Here is a 19512-nt window from a genome sequence, read left to right as displayed (position 1 = left end):
GGTATCAATGTTCTCACCTTCCAGTCTCAACCTCTTTAATTCACATTAGGCGTGATTTTGAAAAGCATATATTCAGAGCAACGGTGGTTACTATAGTTACAGCTGGTAAGCTACCCTCTTCCCAGTCCCAGATTACCTATCTTTTTATGGCAAACACTATTACAATTAACGATTCTCTGGTTCCTAATGCTGTACCCAAACCAGCAATCATTCGACTAGAAAACATTTTTAAAATTTATGGTAGTGGTGAAACAGAAGTACGAGCGCTCAATGATGTCAACCTAATCGTGGAACAGGGCGAATATTGTGCAATCATGGGGCCTTCTGGTTCTGGTAAATCCACAGCCATGAATATTATCGGTTGTCTCGACCGTCCTACAGACGGACATTATTATTTAGATAACCTCGATGTAGCTCAAATGGACGATCGCTCATTAGCACACATCCGTAATAAAAAACTGGGGTTTGTGTTTCAACAATTCCATCTATTGCCCCAGCTAACAGCCCTAGAAAACGTGATGTTGCCAATGGTGTATGCTAGTGTGAACCCAAAAGAAAGAAGCGATCGCGCTACAGTTGCATTGACGCGAGTAGGTTTAGCAAATCGCCTCAACAACAAACCAACTCAACTATCTGGTGGACAACAACAACGAGTAGCGATCGCGCGTGCGATCGTTAATCATCCCGTGGTACTCCTAGCCGATGAACCCACAGGCGCACTTGATTCGCGCACAACCCAAGAAGTGTTAGATATTTTTAGCCAACTCAATGCTAGTGGAATTACTGTTGTCATGGTAACTCATGAACCAGAAGTTGCTCGTCAAACCCAGCGCATCGTTTGGTTCCGTGATGGTCAAGTAGTACATTCCAACCTCACACCATCTGACTTGAGTAACCTTGCTATGTCATAACTTATTAAAGTCCGCCTACCCTGCGGGTTATTCGTACCCCTTCTAGCTTCCTGTAGTGAAGGAGTACGCAAACGAAAGTTTGTGTAGCCGCGACTTCTAGTCGTTGGGGCTGAGAAATGCGGTTTTGATATGATTACAGACTTGAGGTTTTGCCCGTTTCTGCTTGCGTTGCGATCGGCTTGACATCGGTGTAACCCAATTCACCAGATATTGTCCGGAACACCGACATTTGCTCTTCAAATTCTAATCCTTCAATTTGCGAAAGCAAATCATTAATTTCTTTAGTTGGCTGGTAAGTGCTTGGCAAATCAACCACCGTATCCCCCATAGCTACCGCCCAAGCATACCAAACTAACAGCTGGTTGTTTTCTTTTATCGCCCCATAAGCACGGGAATGCTCTGTATCCTTACGGTTGACTATATCCCGCATAATTGCCAGTTGCTCCTCATCTGACAATTTAAAATAGTCTTCTGATAGAATTGGTGATAGTTCTGGTTCAGCAGCAGCTGGAGCGGCTGGAGTCACAGAGTCACCCATTTTTTTATAAACCAAATAGAACCAGGCTAATTTTGCATCGGTGTCTAAGGTGTTAAACGCGTCTACCAATTTTTGAGTTTCATTGCTCTGGGCTTGAGAAATATTTTTATCGTAACTTGCAGTCATAAATTTGTTTCCAAGGAAATTTTACAGGCCAAACTAAGGCTTACCAAACTTTGAGCATCAGATTCTACTATCGATAGAAAGAGTTATATTAATTGCAAATTGCTGCTTTAATCTACCTTTTAATAGAGGTAAAGTCTCTCCCCAGGGAACAAAGAAAGAACTAATTACTTTGCTATGCTCTTTAAAGCAAGCAAGAAAAAATTTACATAAGGTTTTAATTATGCCTGATGAAGAAGTGAAGCCCAATTTAAATGAAGCTTCCACCCAGGATGCACAATTAGCTGCCGAAAGCATAGCTAGTGGTGAAGAAAGAGCGCCAACGGTGGATTTTGATGCTGATTATGCAGCTGCACAACAATTCAGCGTTAGTGAAGTGGATCGCACAGGTGAAGGTGCAGCAGCAGCCGAAGCAGCGACTGCACCTCAATATCAAACCTCTAAACCACAAGAGACAAGAACTCAATCGCAGTCAACTGGCAATCCTGATGATTTTTTAGAGTTAGCAAAGGAAGTTGGGAATTCTGAAAATGAGGGTGTAACTAATGTCAGTGATGATTTAGTAAAACAAGCTTTAGAAAAGGGTGAACGGAAAAATTAAGTTTTCCTTATATCTTGCTAGTTTAGAGTGTGGGCATTGGTATACATTGCCCACTCGCGTGTTTTGGTCATTTGTCAATAGTTAAAATTTCCACTATCGACTTTTGACTATTTATTAATTAACGACCATTCATCACATCTAGTAGTTCGCTAGGTCGTCGAATTAAATAATCTGGATTTTGCTTGGCTAGGACTTCCGGTGAATTAAAGCCCCAAGTTACTGCAATCACTTGGATATTTGCTTTCTTTGATGCTTCGATATCTCTGGTTTCATCTCCAACATAAATAACTTCTTGAGGTTGGAGTTGATTTTGCCTTAATACATTATTGATTATGGTTGTTTTACCAAAAATCGTAATTCCTGAGTAGATAAAATCAAATAGGTGATTTAAATCATTGATTGTCAGGAATTGCGTCACATTGTCTTTAGAATTAGAAGTGATAATTCCCAACTTATATCCTTCATTTTGGAGTTCGATTAATGCTTCTTTAATTCCCGGAATTGGCTTTAATTCTGGAATTTTGTTTTTTAATTCTCCTTTAACTTTTTTAACTAAAAAAGGTATCTTAAATAGAGAAACTCCTGAGTACTTAATAATTTCCCTAGATGTTAAGTTTTTAAGTAGGGATAATTGCTCTGGGCTTATGTGTCTATAACCAAAGTCTACAGCTAGACGATTGGCAATACTTACAAGGGCATCTACTGTATCAGCAATAGTGCCATCAAAATCAAAAATAATTACTTTCGGGGTCATTATTTCGCCTGGATGCGTCAAGATTAGCTAGGGCGTTGCGTCGTAACATTTCTGGCTTAATCCGCCGCAAGGCAGATGCTGGAAATCGTTTATCCCACTCCTGATCTGAGATTTGGGCTAATTCTAGCAGTTGGGGAGCAATATTCGCAGGATTTGGCTGAAACTCTTCAATATCAGTTGTGTTGGCAAAACGTTGATTCCAAGGACAAACATCTTGGCAAATATCACAACCAGCAACCCAGCCTTGCAAATTGGGTATTACTGTCTCTGGCAATTGCTCTGCCCGATTTTCAATTGTATGATAAGCAATGCAGCGATTAGCATCCACAACAAAAGGCTGAGTAATTGCACCCGTAGGACAAGCCTGAAGACAACGAGTACAGCTACCACAGTGTTCTGTATGCGGGCGATCGCTCTCTAATTCCAAATTAGTCAACACTTCTCCCAAAAATACCCAAGAGCCATATTCCCGTGTAATCACATTACCATTTTTGGCAATCCAACCAATTCCGGCAAGTTGTGCCAACACTTTATCTTGCACCGGACCAGTGTCTGCATAATAACGAGCTAATACACCTTCACCAAGTGATTTTAACCAAATCGCTAGCTGCTTAAGTTTTTTATGCATTACCTTGTGATAATCCCTTCCCCAGCCATAACGAGAAATTTTGGCATATTCCTCGCCTTCTGGACGTTGATGTGGCGTATAGTAATTTAGCGCCACACACACTAGCGATCGCGCCTCTGGCATAACTAAGCGAATATCCTGACGTTTTGGGTTAGCCATCCATTCCATATCAGCGTGATAACCCAGTTCAATCCATGCTTGTAACCTCTGCGCTTCTGTGGTTTCTACCTTATCTACAGCAGCAATTCCAACCTTGTGAAAGCCCAACTCGCCGGCTTTCTCTTTCACCATATTGCTGCTTGTTACGGAATACTGATTCATTTTTTTATCTGGATTTTGCCTAAATTAAGGCGATTTAATTTTACATTACATAGTCAATACCTTTGATTAACATTTGTTGCTTACCCTATATATAAATTTTATTTATATAAATTTTATTTTAGATTCAAAACATGGTATAGACACAGTAATGCTGTGCGCCTACGAGTGGTCTGTATTTCCATGCAATTGAGAACCACTATATTGCAACATCTCTACCATCGTCAGGAAGATTTATACAAATGTGGCAATCTATCTCAACAGCAGGTTTCTTTTTAGCTATTTTTGTATTGAAATTAATATTTAGGTAGCATAAGACAGATATTTTTACGAAAAACGTAAAAAAGGATACAACCCCATAAATAAATTTATGGAGATTGTTAATTTTGAATTTTAAATTTTGAATTCGGAGCGAAGCGACGTGACCTCTGCTGAACAGTTGAAAAAAGAATTCCAGATTGAGGGAATTACAGAAACAAGTGTACTGCGTTATTTTGAAACCTTAAATGCAGGAGAATTTGAGGCAACTGCTGCCTTATTTGCGGAAGATGGTGTGATGCGTCCACCATTTGAATCTGATATTGTGGGAACACATGCGATCGCAGCCTACTTAAAACAAGAATGCCAAAACATTAAAGCTTATCCCAACACCGGAATAGCTGAGACTTTAGAAAATGCTACGATTCAAGTTCAAGTAACAGGCAAAGCACAAACTTCGTGGTGTAGTGTGAATGTCTTGTGGTTATTTATCCTCAATCAACAAAGACAAATTTCATATACTAGAATCAAACTTTTAGCTTCTCCCCAAGAGTTACTTTCTTTACGTCGTGAAAAATAGCAAATAAGTATAAAAGCTTAGGCAATGTTTGATCGTACCCCAAACAAAATCTAATCACAGTAAATTCACTTAACACATTTCTTGAAAAGTAATAACTTTTGTCTATTTCACTAATTCGGGTAAGGTAGCTTCTAACTTTAGACAGTTGGCACCATTAATCTGCAACTGGTAGTCTACTTTATCCATGAGACGATTCATAATTAGCCAACCATAACCACCTTCTTGTTTTTCCATAGGGTTTGGAGCATAGTAGTCAGACATATCAAAGCCTTCGCCGTAATCCCAAATTTCCAGGGCCAAATCCCGGTTTTTCACTTCCAAACGGAGTAAAATCGGTAAATTTGGTTTGTCCTTGTGGGCATGACGGACTGCATTTGAGTAGGCTTCTACTAAAGCCAGCCTCAAACGGCTTGATTGGCGTGACCAGTCTACAGAGTCTCCTAGCTGGATTTTCAAACATCCCAGCAGCCAGGTTTCGACAATATTAAGAAAACTCAAGTCACTTGGTACGTGAAGCTCACTTTTCATTACTTACAAAATCTCCAGTGAAAGTATAGTTTGATCATCTTCTTGAACGTGGTTGTCTGCCTGGATGCGAGCTAGTAAATGGTTAAGAGAAAGCGGTTGTTGCTCTTGTTGCAGGAGTTGCCAAAGACCATCTTGATTCAGCATAGAACGGTTAACTGAGTCAACGCCAGGCTCGGTTTTTGCTGTAGTAGTGAGATTATTTGATACCGTAGCTTCTGTAATTCCATCGCTGGCCAGTAACAATGTGTCTCCAGCAGCGAGAACCAAGCGACCAGACTGTGCCTGCCACTTAGGCAAGATCCCCAAAGGAACACTGCGAACTTTCAGGTAATTGGGATTGTCGGTTAAAGCACCTTGACGTGACCATAACAGTGGATAAATATGACCGGCATTAGTGTAGACGAGTTCCTTCGTGCTAGGGGTATAACAGGCTAACACAAGAGTGATGAAATAATTGTTGCTAATCAAATCTTCACTGAGAGCGTGGTTGAGGTTCTGCATGACCACATTTGGCTCGGCTGGTGCTTCTTGAGATAATTCCCGGCGCAAAACTGAAATAATACTAGCCATAAATAAAGCAGCTGGGACACCCTTGCCAGAGACATCACCCACTGCCAACCACAAATCGCCTTTGGGATGGACAAACACTTCAAAAAAATCGCCTCCTACTTCCCGCGCTGGGTAACAGCAGGCTTGCACCTTCACACCTTTAATGTCAGGTAAAGTTTGGCGTAGCAAGTTGTATTGAATTTGGCGGGCTACCTCCAACTCATTGTGAATCTGCTGTTGCTTTTCTTGGAGGCGCTGGTAGAGTTTTGCTTGAGATAGGGCTAAGGCTGCTTGTTCGGCAACACCTGCAATCAGTTGGATGTCATCGTCTTGCCAAGGGCGATCGCGTCCCCATTGATGGAGAACCAGCACAGCCAATAAATGCTGCTGATAGCTAAGTGGCACTACCAGGTGGTGAGAAGGATTACCCTCATATACATCTTGAGCAAGTTGATAATGACGGGTTTCCAGCACTTTTTCAATTAAAACACTGGGGTCGAAGAAGCAATCTGATACATCGGATTGAGGATCGCGGTATGAGAACTGGTCTCGTGTGAGGCGATCGCTCTCTACTGGTCTGAGCAAGCAATTGCTAGCTTCAAATGTTTGTCCAATAGTTGCTACAATTTTTTGCAGCATACTGTCGTAGTCTAGAGACTCCCGAATTGCCGTTGTTACCGCATTAAACAAAGATTCTCGCTGTAGGGCCCGACCCAACTCTTGCGTGCGCTTCTTAACTAGACGATATGTATCAGTGGCTTGCTCAACTAACGCTCTAAGCCGTTCAGGATTCCAGGGTTTGGTAATGTACTTGAATACCTGACCGGAGTTAATCGCATCCACCAAATCTTCGACATCAGTAAAACCAGTTAACAAAATCCGAATCGTGTCTGGAAAGCGCTCTACGGTGCGACTAAAAAATTCGGTGCCATTCATTTCTGGCATTCTTTGGTCAGAAATAATCACCGCCATTTCACCAAACTGATCCAAGATTTCCAGGGCGCCAAAGGCATGATTGGCTTTATATACTTGAAAATCTCGCCTAAAAGTGCGGTAGAGTAAATCTAAGTTATCTGGCTCATCATCTACCACCATGAGCTTAAGTTTGTCCACCCCAATATCCGCCATATTTGACTTTATTTTTCACATATTTGAATGGCGAGATAATATAATTTTTATCCCACCTGAGAATCAACAAAAAATTAATAACTAATCATTTTCAACAGCTATCAGTTATCAGTGTTTTAAAACTTGATAACTGTTCACTCAATTTAACCTTATCCTACTAACCCAGAACGCAAGGCGCGGACTGCTGCTTGGGTACGGTCATCGGCACATAGCTTATTCAAAATATTGCGAACGTGAGTTTTAACAGTCCCAACAGTGATATAAAGCCTTTCAGCAATTACTGCATTACTACAACCTTCGACAATCAACTGTAGCACTTCCAATTCCCTTTCTGTCAGGGTGTAAGGTTGAATTCCTTCTAGATTCTCGACATAATCAGGGTTAGAGGCAATGGTCTTAGAATCTACAAAAGCTGATTCCAACTTTTGCGGATTTTGTTGCGCTTGTTGTAATACAATCCGAGCGATCGCGGGATCAATCCAGGCGTTGCCATTGTAAGTTACTCGTACTGCTTCCAGCAAATTATCGAATTTGATATCTTTCATACAGTAAGAGTCTGCACCAGCCGCAAAAGCTGCCAATACAGCTTCTTTGTTATCCCGCAGCGTCAAAATTAATACCTTTGTGATTAGCTGCTGCCCATTAGCAGTAGATTTTACCTCCCGTGTTAGTTCAATGCCATCCTTATCTGGTAAACCAATATCGACAATGGCAATATCTGGTTGTACCATTTTTAACATCTTTAGCCCCTCAGCAGCATTGGCAGCTTCACCTACAACTTCAATATCATCTTTTTGCAGTAGTGCTGTCCGAATACCTACACGAGTTAGGTCATGATCTTCAATCAGAGCGATACGAATTTTACTCATAGCTAACTTCAGACCGTTACACTACCTTAACCAGAAAGTCGAGTTTCGTGACATACTCCCACACTAACTGTAAGCAGTATAGTGGGGGCTTCTGTTCCCGGAACCAGAGTTGCGAATTGAGCGTTTTATACTTAGTGAATATTTACACTTCAACAATAAAATTTGGACTGGTTCAGCCCAAGTACAAGCGCCCAAGACTAATTAGTTATGCTTTCTATTGTTGCAGGGCAATGGGAATCTCTCGTGCCTAAGTTCTAATATAAAAAATTTGATAAACTTAACATTCAAAGAAATCTGGTATGAGGTTAATCCAGAATAGGCTATGTCTAATGAAAATCAAGCATTTTCAGTATTGGGAATACCAGTTCATGTGATGGCTAACTATCCAGGCTGGTTGTTAGAATGCCTGCGTGCAGGCAAAGGAATTCATGTAGTAACGCTCAATGCAGAAATGACTATGCAGGCAGAGCAGAATAAAACCCTAGCTCAGGTCATTAAAAATGCTGAACTAGTGATTCCAGATGGAGCCGGGGTTGTTCTGTATTTGCGATGGCTGTTATGGCAAAAAGTCCAACGTTTTCCGGGGATTGAACTAGCAGAAAAACTTTTGCAAGAAATCGGGCAACAGAAAACAGGGGCAAAGGTTTTTTTCTATGGAGGAGCGCCTGGAGTGGCCTCAGCTGCGGCAGATTTTTGGCAGCAGCAAATTTCAGATTTGAGTATAGTAGGAACTCACTCAGGCTACCATTCCCCAGAAGAAGAAGCACAATTGCGAGAAACTCTGGTTCAATTGCAGCCACAAGTGATTTTTGTCGGTTTGGGAGTGCCACGTCAAGAGTTATGGATTGCCGAAAACCGCCATTTGTGTCCTCAAACAATTTGGATTGGTGTTGGTGGTAGTTTTGATATTTGGTCGGGAACTAAAACTCGCGCTCCAGCCTGGTTAGGAAATAATAATTTGGAATGGTTGTATCGGCTTTATCAAGAACCTTGGCGTTGGCGGCGGATGTTGGCTTTGCCAGCGTTTGCTGTGAAAGCTTTTGTTTATCGTTTAACAGCAAGGGGTGCAATTAGTTGAGAGTGCAGAGACGCGATTAATCGCGTCTGTACTGGGTGCTATTACTTAGTTCGTATTAAAGTCTTCAAAAAATTTAAATTTTCTTTGTTAAATTTTCAATTCCCAGGCGAAACCTGGGAATCCTTATTTTTGAGAGGAATGTCAAATTTAAACCCGTAAGCTATTTGGTTGTGGGGATGAGGAAAATTTAACAATGCCAGTATTAACAACTCAAGTTAAGAAAGACAAATCCCTTCATAGAGAGGACAATAAAACTCAACAGCACGGTAGCACTACTACTGTCAAGGTGCAATTGCAATCTGTAACCAAGACTTATACTAATGGCACTCACGCCTTGTTGAATGTAAACCTTGAGGTAAAAAAGGGAGAATTTCTGTTTATTACAGGGCCAAGTGGTTCTGGTAAATCAACGCTCTTGAAACTGCTGTATGGGCAGGAATTACCGACGCAGGGAGAAGTAATTGTTGATGGATGTAATGTAGCAGGTTTACGGGGCGATCGCTTGTCATTATTGCGGCGACGGATTGGCATTGTGTTTCAAGACTACAAACTAATTACCCAGCGAACAGTAGCGGAAAATGTGACTTTTGTGCTGCAAGCTCAAGGCTATACCCGTAAAGAAATTCAACGACGCTTAGAACCAACCTTGAAGCTGGTGGGTTTACTGAGTAAAGCTGACTGCTTTCCAGATCAACTATCTGGGGGAGAGCAACAACGGGTGAGTATTGCTCGTGCGATCGTTGGTACACCACCCCTACTGCTGGCGGATGAGCCGACTGGAAATCTCGATCCAGATAATTCCTGGCAAGTGATTCAGATTCTCCAGAAGTTAAATTCCTTTGGGGCTACAGTAATTGTTACTACCCATGATGAACAATTGGTACGGCGATGCAATCATCCGGTAATGCAAGTTCGCAATGGACAGTTGGCTCGAAAATAGTCACTTGTCATTAGTCATTAGTCCTTGGTCATTTCAAAGGACAAAGGACTAATGACAAAAGACAAATAACTAATAAACGTGGTGCTTGACTTTTGCTGATACAGGTGTAAAAGTTGTTGCTGTTTTAGAGGGTAGAACTTGTAAGCGATCGCAGGCTTGTAAACTTTTAAAAGCTGCCTCTCTGATCGCAACTTCCTCCTCTCGACTGAGTAGGAGTTGCAAGCATTCGACAACATCTTGCTGCACTGAAGAATCAACTTGCTTACGGCTGATGACTTTAGTTAGTTGACGTAGGGCAATCATCCGCTTTAACGGGTCTTTTTCTGTTAAATTTACCAACAACTGATCGAGGTGGTCTTCTTCTCGATTTTCATAGAAGTTGACGATTTGCCATACCAATAAAATTAAAGTTAATAGTGTTCCCACTCCTTGCACAATAGCACCAGCAGCAATCCAGGAACTGTGAGAGTCAATCCAAATTGCAGCAGCCATGTAAGTAGTGACAGTAGCAAAACCACCACTTATGACTGCTAAGGCTAACCGACGATTTGAACTGTTTAAGAAGTTACGTATCTTAGACCAGTGTAATTGCCAGTCCCACTCCTGCATTGAGTAAACCAATACCATTATCCCAACGCCGATTGAGAGAGCCAATAGCAGCATCCAGTTCCACAACAGCATGGCGACGACGATTGTCAAGAACCCAAGAAAGCCTCCAGGCCCAGAGAAGCGTTTAAATGTTTGCTGCTTTGTTGCTCCCTTTGTCTTGAACTTTGGAAGCGACCAGTTCCACCAGTCGGGGATCTGGTTGATCAGTTGCTGCCAAGAAGACGAAGCCTGTGCCACAGTGTTTACCTACTTGATTACGAAATTAACTATTGTATAAGTTTTACTACGGTTGAAGAAAGAGTGAAGACCCAAACCACAAGATGCCCGATTTTTAAGGGCAGCATAGTAGACTAGTACAGCACGGCGGAAATCAAGATACCATTTTAAATGGTTCAGAGCAAGGGCATAAAGGGTTTTTAAAGATAAAAACGAAAGTTATCAAGGGTGAATTGCCCATCAAAAGCACAGAAGGTAACGCTGTATATGTTATTCCCAGTTATAGATAATAAGGTATTGGGGGAAATTGGCGAGTCTGAATTGGCAAGATTAGCACTTGGTAGTGCAGTTTGAGCGATGAGTTGCCGATCGCGATCGTAGGCGGAAAGCACTAACCGTTGCGAACTAGTGACAAAGGCGCTAACTGAATTAACCGGACGCAAGAAAGTAGCTTCTAAAAATCCGCTTTTGGGCGCTCCCATTAGGACTGTTAGCCCTGAATAGGCTGGAAATGCTGGATTTGATGGCTGTATTGCTATAGAATTGTGAAAAATTACTCCCCAGCGTTCATATTGGCGCTCTACTGGTTCAAAACACTTTAAGTCTTCTAAGTCTAAACAAATACAAGTAGGTACGGTCACTCTGCCAGCATCAATAGCTGACTCGACCTGCTCCCCCAAAGCTGAAACTTTAATTTCACTTTGTATATTAAAGTCAAGCGCAAATTTAGCGTCTTCAATCGTTGGTAGTTTATTTAATTGAAGAGTAGCCTGTACCATGACATCCCGCCTTACCATTACCTAGATAATAAATAAATTTAGTAATACATCAAAAGCTATGTTTCTACATGTCTAACTAGAATTAATAGCTTGTTAAAATAAGCATTTTGAATCTTATTGACGCTCAGAATTATTTATGAGTTTCTTGATACACTAGCATAAAAACTTATCTTTTATTCACGTTTTTGTGATGCTTGCTACCATGAAAATCCTTATAAAACAGTAATCTCAACGCTCAGTCACTTTTTATTAGGAAAAAAAATCACCAAATCTTTACAAGTAGTCCAGTAATTTTATATCTACTTAATCTGATGGTAGGAAGAAGTCCTAAAGTGATTGGTTCGCCGATAATAACAATGAGTGAGGAGTTTGAACTAAATAGGTAAGTATTCTGAGATGACCAAAGAAGATGCCTTAACTCAACCTACAGCTTGAAGCCGTGGGTAAATCTAGTCAAGAAGTCATTAGTTATTAGTCATTAGTACTTTTTTCACGATTTTCGTAGACTTGGCACTAATAATTACTGACTAATGGTCAAGACAGCGAGTAGCAATTTATCCCATACACTGAAGAAATAAGCTTACTCGCCTACTCTTGTGACGCGGATAAATTATCAAACGCTTTCTCCGTGTACACGCAGCTACGTATCTGTTTTATTGCTCACGATACTTAATTACTACAGTCAACAAAAAGTACTTATGTTTCAACCACCAGGATTTGAACAACGCTCTATAAATACCTCACTAGGTAGGATGGTATATTATACAGCCGCTAAGTCACCTTGGCAGGACAATTTTACAGAAAAAGATGATCGGGAAACTTTAGTGTTTCTACACGGCTTTGGTGGTGGATCTTCTGCTTATGAGTGGTCAAAAGTATATCCGGCTTTTGCCGCCGAATATCGGGTCATAGCGCCAGATTTAATTGGTTGGGGTAGGTCTGAGCATCCGGTACGGAGTTATAAGATTGAAGATTATTTAACCACGATTCGGGAGTTTTTCGAGCAGACTTGTACCGGGCCAGTAACAGCGCTCGCTTCTTCTTTAACCGCAGCTTTTACAATTCGAGTAGCATCAGATCATCCTGATTTATTCAAGTCTTTAATTCTCACTACCCCCGCCGGACTTTCCGACTTTGGCGAAGACTACTCCCGTAGTTTTTTTGCCCAGTTAATCAGCGTTCCCGTTGTTGACCGTTTACTTTACAGTACTGGAGTAGCCACTAGTGGGGGTATTCGCAGCTTCTTAGAGCAACGGCAATTTGCTCAGTCTAATCGAGTGTACCAAGAAATTGTAGATGCTTATTTACAATCTGCCCAACAGCCTAATGCTGAGTATGCAGCACTCTCTTTTGTCCGTGGCGATTTATGCTTTGATTTATCCCTTTACATTCAACAACTGACCACTCCCACTGCCATTATTTGGGGCCAAAGGTCAGAATTTACAGGCCCCTCAATTGGTCGCCGCCTTGCCGAAATTAATCCCCAAGCGATCCGATTTTTTCAACAGCTGGAAGATGTGGGGTTAACGCCACAGTTAGAGTTACCAGCAGTGACAATTGGGTTAATTCGCCAATTTTTGCCTTTACTTAATTAGTGCTTTGTTCAGTACATCGGTAGGGGCGCACAGCTGTCATAGGTGTCAACTTAACCTAAAAGCTATGTCCCGCAAGGAACTGAAGTTCCTTGGCTTTTAGCGAAAGTCATCTCAGAGATGACTAAATATAGCCAAAAATCTTTAGTCTACTTCAGTAGACTATAGCTAAAAGCCAAAAAACTTTAGTTCCAGGCGGGTCAGTCAAGCTTTCACTTAAGCTACTTTTAGCTTAAGTTGACACCAATGCACACCTGTGCGCCCCTACTGTATTAATTATTTATTTCTGTACTTTATACCATGCGGAAATCTATAGCCAAGCCAGTACATTGTAAAGCCAGCACTGTTCGCCTAGCATCTCCCTCAAGAGAAGACAGGTTTCACATCGCAGGTGATGGAGTCCGAATTCTATTCGTTAGGACTGAGCATATTTTTACAAAATTGAGATGCTCTAAGATCAAATTCAAGACGATTGGTTTCATTATAGTATTCAAAATAACTATAGTATTCAACCTGACTTGATAAATTGCTAATTACACAAACAAAATAAGGCATAGCAAATTTATACTAGCAGGTAGATTATCTGATGACTATTCCAGAGCCGATTAAAAAATTTATTACATGGATACAAGGTTTTGACCATCGGATTTTACGAAATGAAGATGATGTAAAAGAAAAGTTTATTTTACCAATGTTTCACTATCTCTGTTATCCAGAAAAATGTCATCATGAATACTCTTTAAAAACATCTAAATCAGAAAAGTACGGCAAAAGTCCAGAAAATAGTCATATTTATTATATTCAAAATGATATTCAGCAACAAAATACTGGTACTTCACTTGTTTTTATTAAAATAATAGAACCTCAAACAGCTAAATTAAATGATGATATCGAAAAATATAAATTTTACATTAATCAATTTAATCCGCTATTTTTTATTATCACTAACGGATATAATATTAAGGTTTTTGAATGTCTATATTGCTATAAAAATGAATTGGTATTTGATATAAATATAGATAAACTTAAAAGTAATGATATCGCTTCAAAATTTTATAATAAACTAAACTTTGATTGTGTGAAAAATATCGATACTACAGCAAACATTTTAAAAAATACTAAATATAACTTAATAGAAAAATTAATTAGATACCATCCAGATTTACAGGATGTTTTAGAAAAGTATGATTTTGAGCCTTGCACTAAGAAAGAAGGCTACCGCTTGGTTGTTGTGAGAAAAAAAGTAGCGATCGCATGTAATTTACCCAAAGCTTTTGGAGAGGGTAATTGTGAAATAAAGTTCAGCAGTCTCATTTTAAGAGGTTTAAAAATTTACTTAAATCATCAAGATATTTTAGGTCTAATGACTGGATTGCACACTCAGCCAGATTGGGGATGTCGTCGGTTTTTTAAACAGTTAAATAAAAATACTTTTGAGGTATATTTAGGTAAAACGACTCTAATTTTATCAGAGTTAGAAGCAGCAGACTTATGTTTTTGTATTGATGGAGTTTGCCAAGAATATAAAAATTTAACAATTGAAGTTGAAAATGCTTTAGAAACATGGAATTTTGAATTTATAAAATTTACAGAGAGTCGAGGCTTTATCCTTTTTTCTGTAAGACAAGAGTTATGGGAGTTAATGCAGCAGTTTGCTAATGAATTTGATTATACTAAAGGCAAGTCAGAATGGCATCTATTCCATAAAAAAGATATATCAATTCGAGTAAGTCGGGGAATTCGCGATCATGCATTTATATTACCTAAACTTGATAGAAGATTAGATTTATTGCCTAATAATCAAATTAACATCATCTATGAGCTAAATGATGTTAATTTAAAATCTATTGAGACAGGTAAATTAACCTTATGGCAGCAAGATATTGGAATACAGGGAACCTGGACAGCTAGATATGCCAAACAGTGGTTATTAAAGAAATATATACCAAAAGTTATTAATTATTACTCAGTAAAGTCTCAACTATCGGAAGCTGAATTGCTAGCTAAAATCACAAATTACACAAGTGAGCGTGTGCTGATTAAAGAAATTGATAATATCAAAGATTTAGTACCTTATCTTCGTGATATACAATCTTGGCTAAATATATATGTAGAAAATATTGCTGCTGCGCTCTTGAAACCATATTATCAAGCCTATACAAATCTGGTGCGTAATACTGATTCGTCCATAACAGGCATCGACTATATTATAGGAAATTTGCGTAAAATTGAGTGGACGAATAGGCAAGAAGAAATTTATAACAATTTCACAGACTGGAAAAACTTGACTTTTAAACATGCTATAGATTGCTTAGATCAGCAAGTAGCAAGAATAAATAATTGTGAATACGAGAATACTTTAAAGGCAGATTTAATAACTCGGACATTTATTTGGATTATAGAAAATGGGAAAATCTCTTTTTCGCAAGCTCAACTAAATGCTGCTAAACAGGCTTTGCTAACACTTTGGGAAGAAAGTCGCTTTGAAATGCGCCATGTGTATCCTAATCGATAAAGCTACATAATCTGCTGTAAATGCAACACAAATCCAGGTAGTACATTTTCTCCTGATAAACTAACAGGATTGTCTAATATCTCTACATCTTTACCTGGACGATAAATTTCTACTCGCTTGTTTTTTCGGTCGATTAACCAGCCTAATTGAGCGCCATTTTCGATATACTCCTGCATTTTCTCTTGCAATTCTTTTAAGGAATCAGTACGAGAACGCAACTCTACTACAAAATCAGGACAAATTGGGGCAAATTTTTCTTGTTGTTCCGGGGTTAAAGCATTCCACCGCTCAATTTTTACCCAAGAAACATCAGGAGAACGTTCTGCACCATTAGGTAGGGTAAAGCCACTTGAAGAGTCAAAACCTTTGCCTAATTTAGTCTGTTTATTCCAAATTCCTAACTCAACAACCATATCAAAATTACGGTTGCCAGTATCACTACCTGTAGGTGGCATAATTAATAATTCCCCTGATGCTGTACGCTCAAATCGATAATCGCGGTTTTTCTGACACATCTGGAAAAATTGCTCATCAGTTAAGTCAATTTTCAATTTGAGTGTAGAAGGGAAAGTGGTTGTCGTGGCGTTCATAGGCTATTGTGAGCATCTTACTTTCTAGTTTAGTGGTGTGTGGGGTGCGATCGCTGCCAGAAGATGATGGAGAGCGATCGCACAACGAAAATACCAAATAAGCCCTTATTAAGTTTCTTTTGTTTAAGCATACCGAGGTGGCGATGTCTACGATGGGCTACGCCTATGCTCGGTACAGGGGAGTGTCAGCACGGTTAGCTAGAGCGTACATGAATAAATAATCTTTAACTGAAGCGATCGCGTCTTTTGGAGAACCTAAACCGAGTCTTATTCTGCGATCGCCCCTGTTCGCGTTCGAGCGTCATAGCCCTTCGTATATATTGCCTACTTCTCGCACAAATCCAAAATACCCTGCTTGCTTAGTACGGCTTTCACTACTTTTCTTTTATGTCAATTATTTGCAAAAACATATTTGCAACAATCTATATTAATTTACAAACAATAAAAAATTGATAAATCAACTTTTAAAGTCTGGTCTAGATTCTCATACAGTAAATCGAACTGTTACTGTACTTAATATCAAGCCCAATTTTACAATTAACCAACAAAAATCAGTGTGCAATTAATTAGCGAGAGTAACTATACAGGCAAACAAGGGGCATCCCATTGTTAACGGTAGGTAAATTTTCGCCACAGTCTACTAGTAGTCCACCAAACAAGCTTTGCGGGGTTTATCGTAAGAAAATCAAGTTCTTTTCTCTCCCTCCCCCCTACTTTTTTTATTACTGCTGCCGTCGTTCTTCCATTTTTTGAGTAGAAATCATAGTGTTGACACTCTCTACATCTGCCATCATCAAAACTGCTCCCTGCACTTCAATGCCAAGCAATGGAGTGATCGCCAGGTAACATTTTATTTGCCTACCCCGACGATTGGTAGCATCGAGGATCATTTCTTGAAACTGTTTTTTTCCCGATAGGGAGTCGCGGATGGGCGATCGCAACTGCTCGACGGGTAGGCCAATGTCTAGGCTGAAGATAGACTTTCCTAAAACTTCATCAGTTCGTAAGCCCCATAAATCTTCTACGATGTAATTCCAAATTGAGACGTTAAAGCTGCTATCAATTACTACTATTCCAGTTTGGAGATTTCTGAGAATAGAGATAACGATAGCATTAGCCTGATTCAGTTCTGTAGTGCGATCGCTCAACTCGCTATTAATTGTTTGTAATTCTTTATTAGTAGATTGTAATTCTTCATTCATGGTCTCCAATTCTTCGTTGGTGGATTGGAGTTCTTCGTTGGTAGTTTCTAATTCTTCATTGGTGGATTGGAGTTCTTCGTTGGTAGTTTCTAATTCTTCATTGGTAGATTGGAGTTCTTCGTTGATAGTTTCTAATTCTTGTCGGAAGCGTTGCAGCGCCTCTTGGAGTTTAATGTAACGGGTGACATCATGAAAAGCGATGCTTACACCTAAGAAACTGGTATCGGTGTCTTGCAAAGGTGTAATCTGCACATCCAGATATTGGGTTTCTGTGTTGGACAAATAACGCTCTACATTTGTCAGGGTGATGGGGCGGCGTTCATTATAAGCCCGTTCAATTAGCGATCGCAACTCAATTGGTCGATAGGAAAGTTCCAGATCCCGGAAGGGACGAGCTAAATCTCTGGAGGAAAGGGCAAACAAATTCCGCGCCTGCTCGTTCACCAGTACCAGAGTTCCATTGTTATCAATGACTACTTGGGCAATTGGTGCTGTGTCAAAACCCATATCTCGTAACCGGAGGTGTGGAGACAAACGGTTACTAGATTCGTCATCTACGGAATTTGCCATAACTAAGAGGCGATTGCGGATATTCACCGACGGTACCTTAATAAATATCCGGTTTTTTAAGTCTAGTGACGTAAACAAACTTGAATGCATCAATAGCATCTCCGCTTTCCCCAAAAACAGATAGCCTGCATCATTTAGTGCAAAATGAAACCGGGCCAGAATTCGCCCTTGAGTCTCAGAATTAAAATACATCATGGCATTGCGACTAACCAGCAAGTCTAAGCGCGAAATGGGCGCATCCTGAAGCAAGTCGTGGCGACCAAAAATCACTGAGCGGCGCAAGTCTTGGCGGAAGACATAGCGGTTCCCAACAATCTCAAAGTATTTCTGCCGCAGTTCATCTGGCACAGCCTGGATTTCTTTTGCTGAATACGCAGCAAGACGTGCCTGGTTGAGAGCCTCTTCATCTACATCTGTGGCGTAGATTTTCACCCGTTGGCGAAATTCCTCTGCTCCCAATATTTCAGCCATCAACATTGCCAGGGTATAAGCTTCTTCCCCAGAAGCACAACCAGCGCTCCAGATGCGGATTTGGTCAGAACTTTGTTTATTTTTAATCAGATTAGGCAACACTTGCTCTGCTAGATATTCCCAAGCTGATGAATCTCGAAAAAAAGCGGTGACGTTAATTAGAATGGTGTTGAAAAGATAATTGAATTCTTCTGGATCAACTTCTAGGTAGTCTAGATAATCTCCAAAGTTCTCTACGGTCAATGACTGCATTCGCTTGCATACGCGACGCATCAAGGTTGAGCGTTTATAGCCTGTAAAATCAAATCCCCGGCTTTGTCTGAGATAAACTAGTAAATTTTCAAATTGGGGATCTCTTTCTGGGGAAGTCATAGGGTAGGGGCAGAGGGCTGGGGACAAAGGAGTGGAGTTTTGAACTGCGTTTGCGAGTATCAAAGACGCGTCCACGAGTAAAAAAGACTCATTAAAGGAGTTCCAAGCCTGATTAATGAGTATCAAAGACTCATCAAAGAAGTTTTAAGCCTCATTAATGAGTATCAAAGGCTCATTAAAGGAGTTCTAAGCCTCATTAGTCTATCTATTGAAGACTGAATAAGGAAGGATTCGAGTCCACGATTAGTAGACTTACGCTATTAGCCAGAGAATTTATTCTCTGGCAAGAAAGTGAGCAGGTGCAAGATATAACTTAAACTATGTTGACACTAAGTTGCATTTTAAAATATATTTCCTCAACCCCTCAGCTTAGTAAGATTCTCCCATGACCAAAGTTACCAGGGCGCTTGAGATTTCATTGAGGGGAAGAATAAAATCTACATTGCCAGTTTGAATTGCGGCGGAAGGCATCCCAGAAAATTCGGCGGTTTTTGTGTCTTGAACAATGATGATACCGCCCATTTTCTTAATTGCTTCTACTCCCATCGCGCCGTCGCTACCCGTTCCAGTTAGCACAAGGGCGATCGCTCTATTTTTGTAAGTGGCTGCAACCGATTTAAATAATAGGTCAGCCGAAGGACGTAAAAAATTTACTGATTCCGATTCTGATAATGAAAGCGTGCCGTCACCGTTAACTAACAAGTGAAGATTGGGTGGAGCAATGTAAGGCATTCCTGGGGGGGAGCAACGCGATTTGGTGAGGTAGGATCAAAAACCAGCGATCGCTAAAAAT

General features: G+C 40.3%; 17 protein-coding genes and 1 pseudogene. 7 read left to right on the top strand and 11 right to left on the bottom strand.

The genetic code is table 11. The features are described 5' to 3' along the window. Nucleotides 1-146 precede the first annotated feature (146 nt). On the top strand, nucleotides 147-911 hold the full coding sequence (locus ACFE90_RS22360) for an ABC transporter ATP-binding protein (RefSeq protein WP_375504418.1): 765 nt from the start codon (nucleotides 147-149) through the stop codon (nucleotides 909-911). Nucleotides 912-1044: 133 nt separating this feature from the next. Here ACFE90_RS22360 and ACFE90_RS22355 read toward each other — a convergent pair whose 3' ends face one another. Beyond that, nucleotides 1045-1575 carry an orange carotenoid protein N-terminal domain-containing protein gene (locus ACFE90_RS22355; protein ID WP_375504416.1) on the bottom strand — a complete coding sequence of 177 codons (531 nt, stop codon included), beginning with the start codon at nucleotides 1573-1575 and terminating at the stop codon, nucleotides 1045-1047. A gap of 220 nt (nucleotides 1576-1795) precedes the next feature. Between ACFE90_RS22355 and ACFE90_RS22350 the strand changes: the two genes are divergently transcribed. Beyond that, complete coding sequence (locus ACFE90_RS22350) at nucleotides 1796-2173, top strand: hypothetical protein (protein ID WP_375504414.1); 378 nt, start codon at nucleotides 1796-1798, stop codon at nucleotides 2171-2173. Nucleotides 2174-2291: 118 nt separating this feature from the next. Here ACFE90_RS22350 and ACFE90_RS22345 read toward each other — a convergent pair whose 3' ends face one another. Both ACFE90_RS22345 and queG read right to left on the bottom strand, forming a co-directional pair. Continuing rightward, nucleotides 2292-2927: an HAD-IA family hydrolase gene (locus ACFE90_RS22345; RefSeq protein ID WP_375504412.1), complete on the bottom strand. Its 636-nt coding sequence runs from the start codon at nucleotides 2925-2927 to the stop codon at nucleotides 2292-2294. Continuing rightward, on the bottom strand, nucleotides 2902-3876 hold the full coding sequence (gene queG / locus ACFE90_RS22340; RefSeq protein ID WP_375504410.1) for a tRNA epoxyqueuosine(34) reductase QueG: 975 nt from the start codon (nucleotides 3874-3876) through the stop codon (nucleotides 2902-2904). The genes ACFE90_RS22345 and queG overlap by 26 nt, the downstream gene beginning before the upstream one ends. A 418-nt stretch (nucleotides 3877-4294) precedes the next feature. On the opposite strand from queG, the gene ACFE90_RS22335 reads away from it, so the two are divergent. After that, entirely contained in the window at nucleotides 4295-4711 is a 417-nt protein-coding gene (locus tag ACFE90_RS22335) for a ketosteroid isomerase family protein (RefSeq protein ID WP_375504408.1), read from the top strand. Nucleotides 4712-4813: 102 nt separating this feature from the next. On the opposite strand, the gene ACFE90_RS22330 is transcribed toward ACFE90_RS22335, so the two are convergent. The 3 genes from ACFE90_RS22330 to ACFE90_RS22320 all read right to left on the bottom strand — a co-directional run bounded on the left by ACFE90_RS22330 (nucleotide 4814) and on the right by ACFE90_RS22320 (nucleotide 7785). Beyond that, a complete protein-coding gene (locus tag ACFE90_RS22330) occupies nucleotides 4814-5239 on the bottom strand; it encodes an ATP-binding protein (protein ID WP_375504406.1) in 426 nt (141 codons plus the stop codon). Nucleotides 5240-5242: 3 nt separating this feature from the next. Continuing rightward, nucleotides 5243-6916 carry a SpoIIE family protein phosphatase gene (locus tag ACFE90_RS22325; RefSeq protein ID WP_375504404.1) on the bottom strand — a complete coding sequence of 558 codons (1674 nt, stop codon included), beginning with the start codon at nucleotides 6914-6916 and terminating at the stop codon, nucleotides 5243-5245. A gap of 149 nt (nucleotides 6917-7065) precedes the next feature. Continuing rightward, nucleotides 7066-7785, bottom strand: a complete 720-nt coding sequence (locus ACFE90_RS22320) for a response regulator (RefSeq protein WP_375504402.1) — start codon at nucleotides 7783-7785, stop codon at nucleotides 7066-7068. Between the two features lie 322 nt (nucleotides 7786-8107). Between ACFE90_RS22320 and ACFE90_RS22315 the strand changes: the two genes are divergently transcribed. Both ACFE90_RS22315 and ftsE read left to right on the top strand, forming a co-directional pair. Further along, on the top strand, nucleotides 8108-8863 hold the full coding sequence (locus ACFE90_RS22315) for a WecB/TagA/CpsF family glycosyltransferase (protein WP_375504400.1): 756 nt from the start codon (nucleotides 8108-8110) through the stop codon (nucleotides 8861-8863). A gap of 193 nt (nucleotides 8864-9056) precedes the next feature. Beyond that, nucleotides 9057-9803 (top strand): cell division ATP-binding protein FtsE, encoded by a 747-nt coding sequence (gene ftsE / locus ACFE90_RS22310; RefSeq protein ID WP_375504398.1) that lies wholly within the window; start codon nucleotides 9057-9059, stop codon nucleotides 9801-9803. A 69-nt stretch (nucleotides 9804-9872) separates the two neighbouring features. On the opposite strand, the gene ACFE90_RS22305 is transcribed toward ftsE, so the two are convergent. After that, nucleotides 9873-10649 carry an armadillo-type fold-containing protein gene (locus ACFE90_RS22305; RefSeq protein WP_375504396.1) on the bottom strand — a complete coding sequence of 259 codons (777 nt, stop codon included), beginning with the start codon at nucleotides 10647-10649 and terminating at the stop codon, nucleotides 9873-9875. Nucleotides 10650-10828: 179 nt separating this feature from the next. Next, a complete protein-coding gene (locus ACFE90_RS22300) occupies nucleotides 10829-11407 on the bottom strand; it encodes a hypothetical protein (RefSeq protein WP_375504394.1) in 579 nt (192 codons plus the stop codon). 698 nt (nucleotides 11408-12105) lie between these two features. Here ACFE90_RS22300 and ACFE90_RS22295 point away from each other — a divergent pair. After that, nucleotides 12106-13002: an alpha/beta fold hydrolase gene (locus ACFE90_RS22295; RefSeq protein ID WP_375504392.1), complete on the top strand. Its 897-nt coding sequence runs from the start codon at nucleotides 12106-12108 to the stop codon at nucleotides 13000-13002. A 583-nt stretch (nucleotides 13003-13585) separates the two neighbouring features. Continuing rightward, nucleotides 13586-15514 (top strand): hypothetical protein, encoded by a 1929-nt coding sequence (locus tag ACFE90_RS22290; RefSeq protein ID WP_375504390.1) that lies wholly within the window; start codon nucleotides 13586-13588, stop codon nucleotides 15512-15514. A gap of 2 nt (nucleotides 15515-15516) precedes the next feature. Here ACFE90_RS22290 and ACFE90_RS22285 read toward each other — a convergent pair whose 3' ends face one another. From ACFE90_RS22285 to ACFE90_RS22275, 3 genes and pseudogenes are all read right to left on the bottom strand, one after another. Further along, nucleotides 15517-16104: a Uma2 family endonuclease gene (locus ACFE90_RS22285; protein WP_375504388.1), complete on the bottom strand. Its 588-nt coding sequence runs from the start codon at nucleotides 16102-16104 to the stop codon at nucleotides 15517-15519. Nucleotides 16105-16826: 722 nt separating this feature from the next. After that, nucleotides 16827-18719, bottom strand: coding sequence for a CheR family methyltransferase (locus ACFE90_RS22280; protein ID WP_375504386.1), 1893 nt, complete (start codon nucleotides 18717-18719; stop codon nucleotides 16827-16829). Between the two features lie 369 nt (nucleotides 18720-19088). Beyond that, a pseudogene (locus tag ACFE90_RS22275) lies at nucleotides 19089-19457 on the bottom strand (chemotaxis protein CheB); the annotation flags it as partial. Between the last annotated feature and the right edge of the window lie 55 nt (nucleotides 19458-19512).

The organism is uncultured Nostoc sp. (assembly GCF_964245445.1).
Lineage (GTDB): Bacteria > Cyanobacteriota > Cyanobacteriia > Cyanobacteriales > Nostocaceae > Nostoc.
This window is presented reverse-complemented; position numbering and strand designations above follow the sequence as displayed.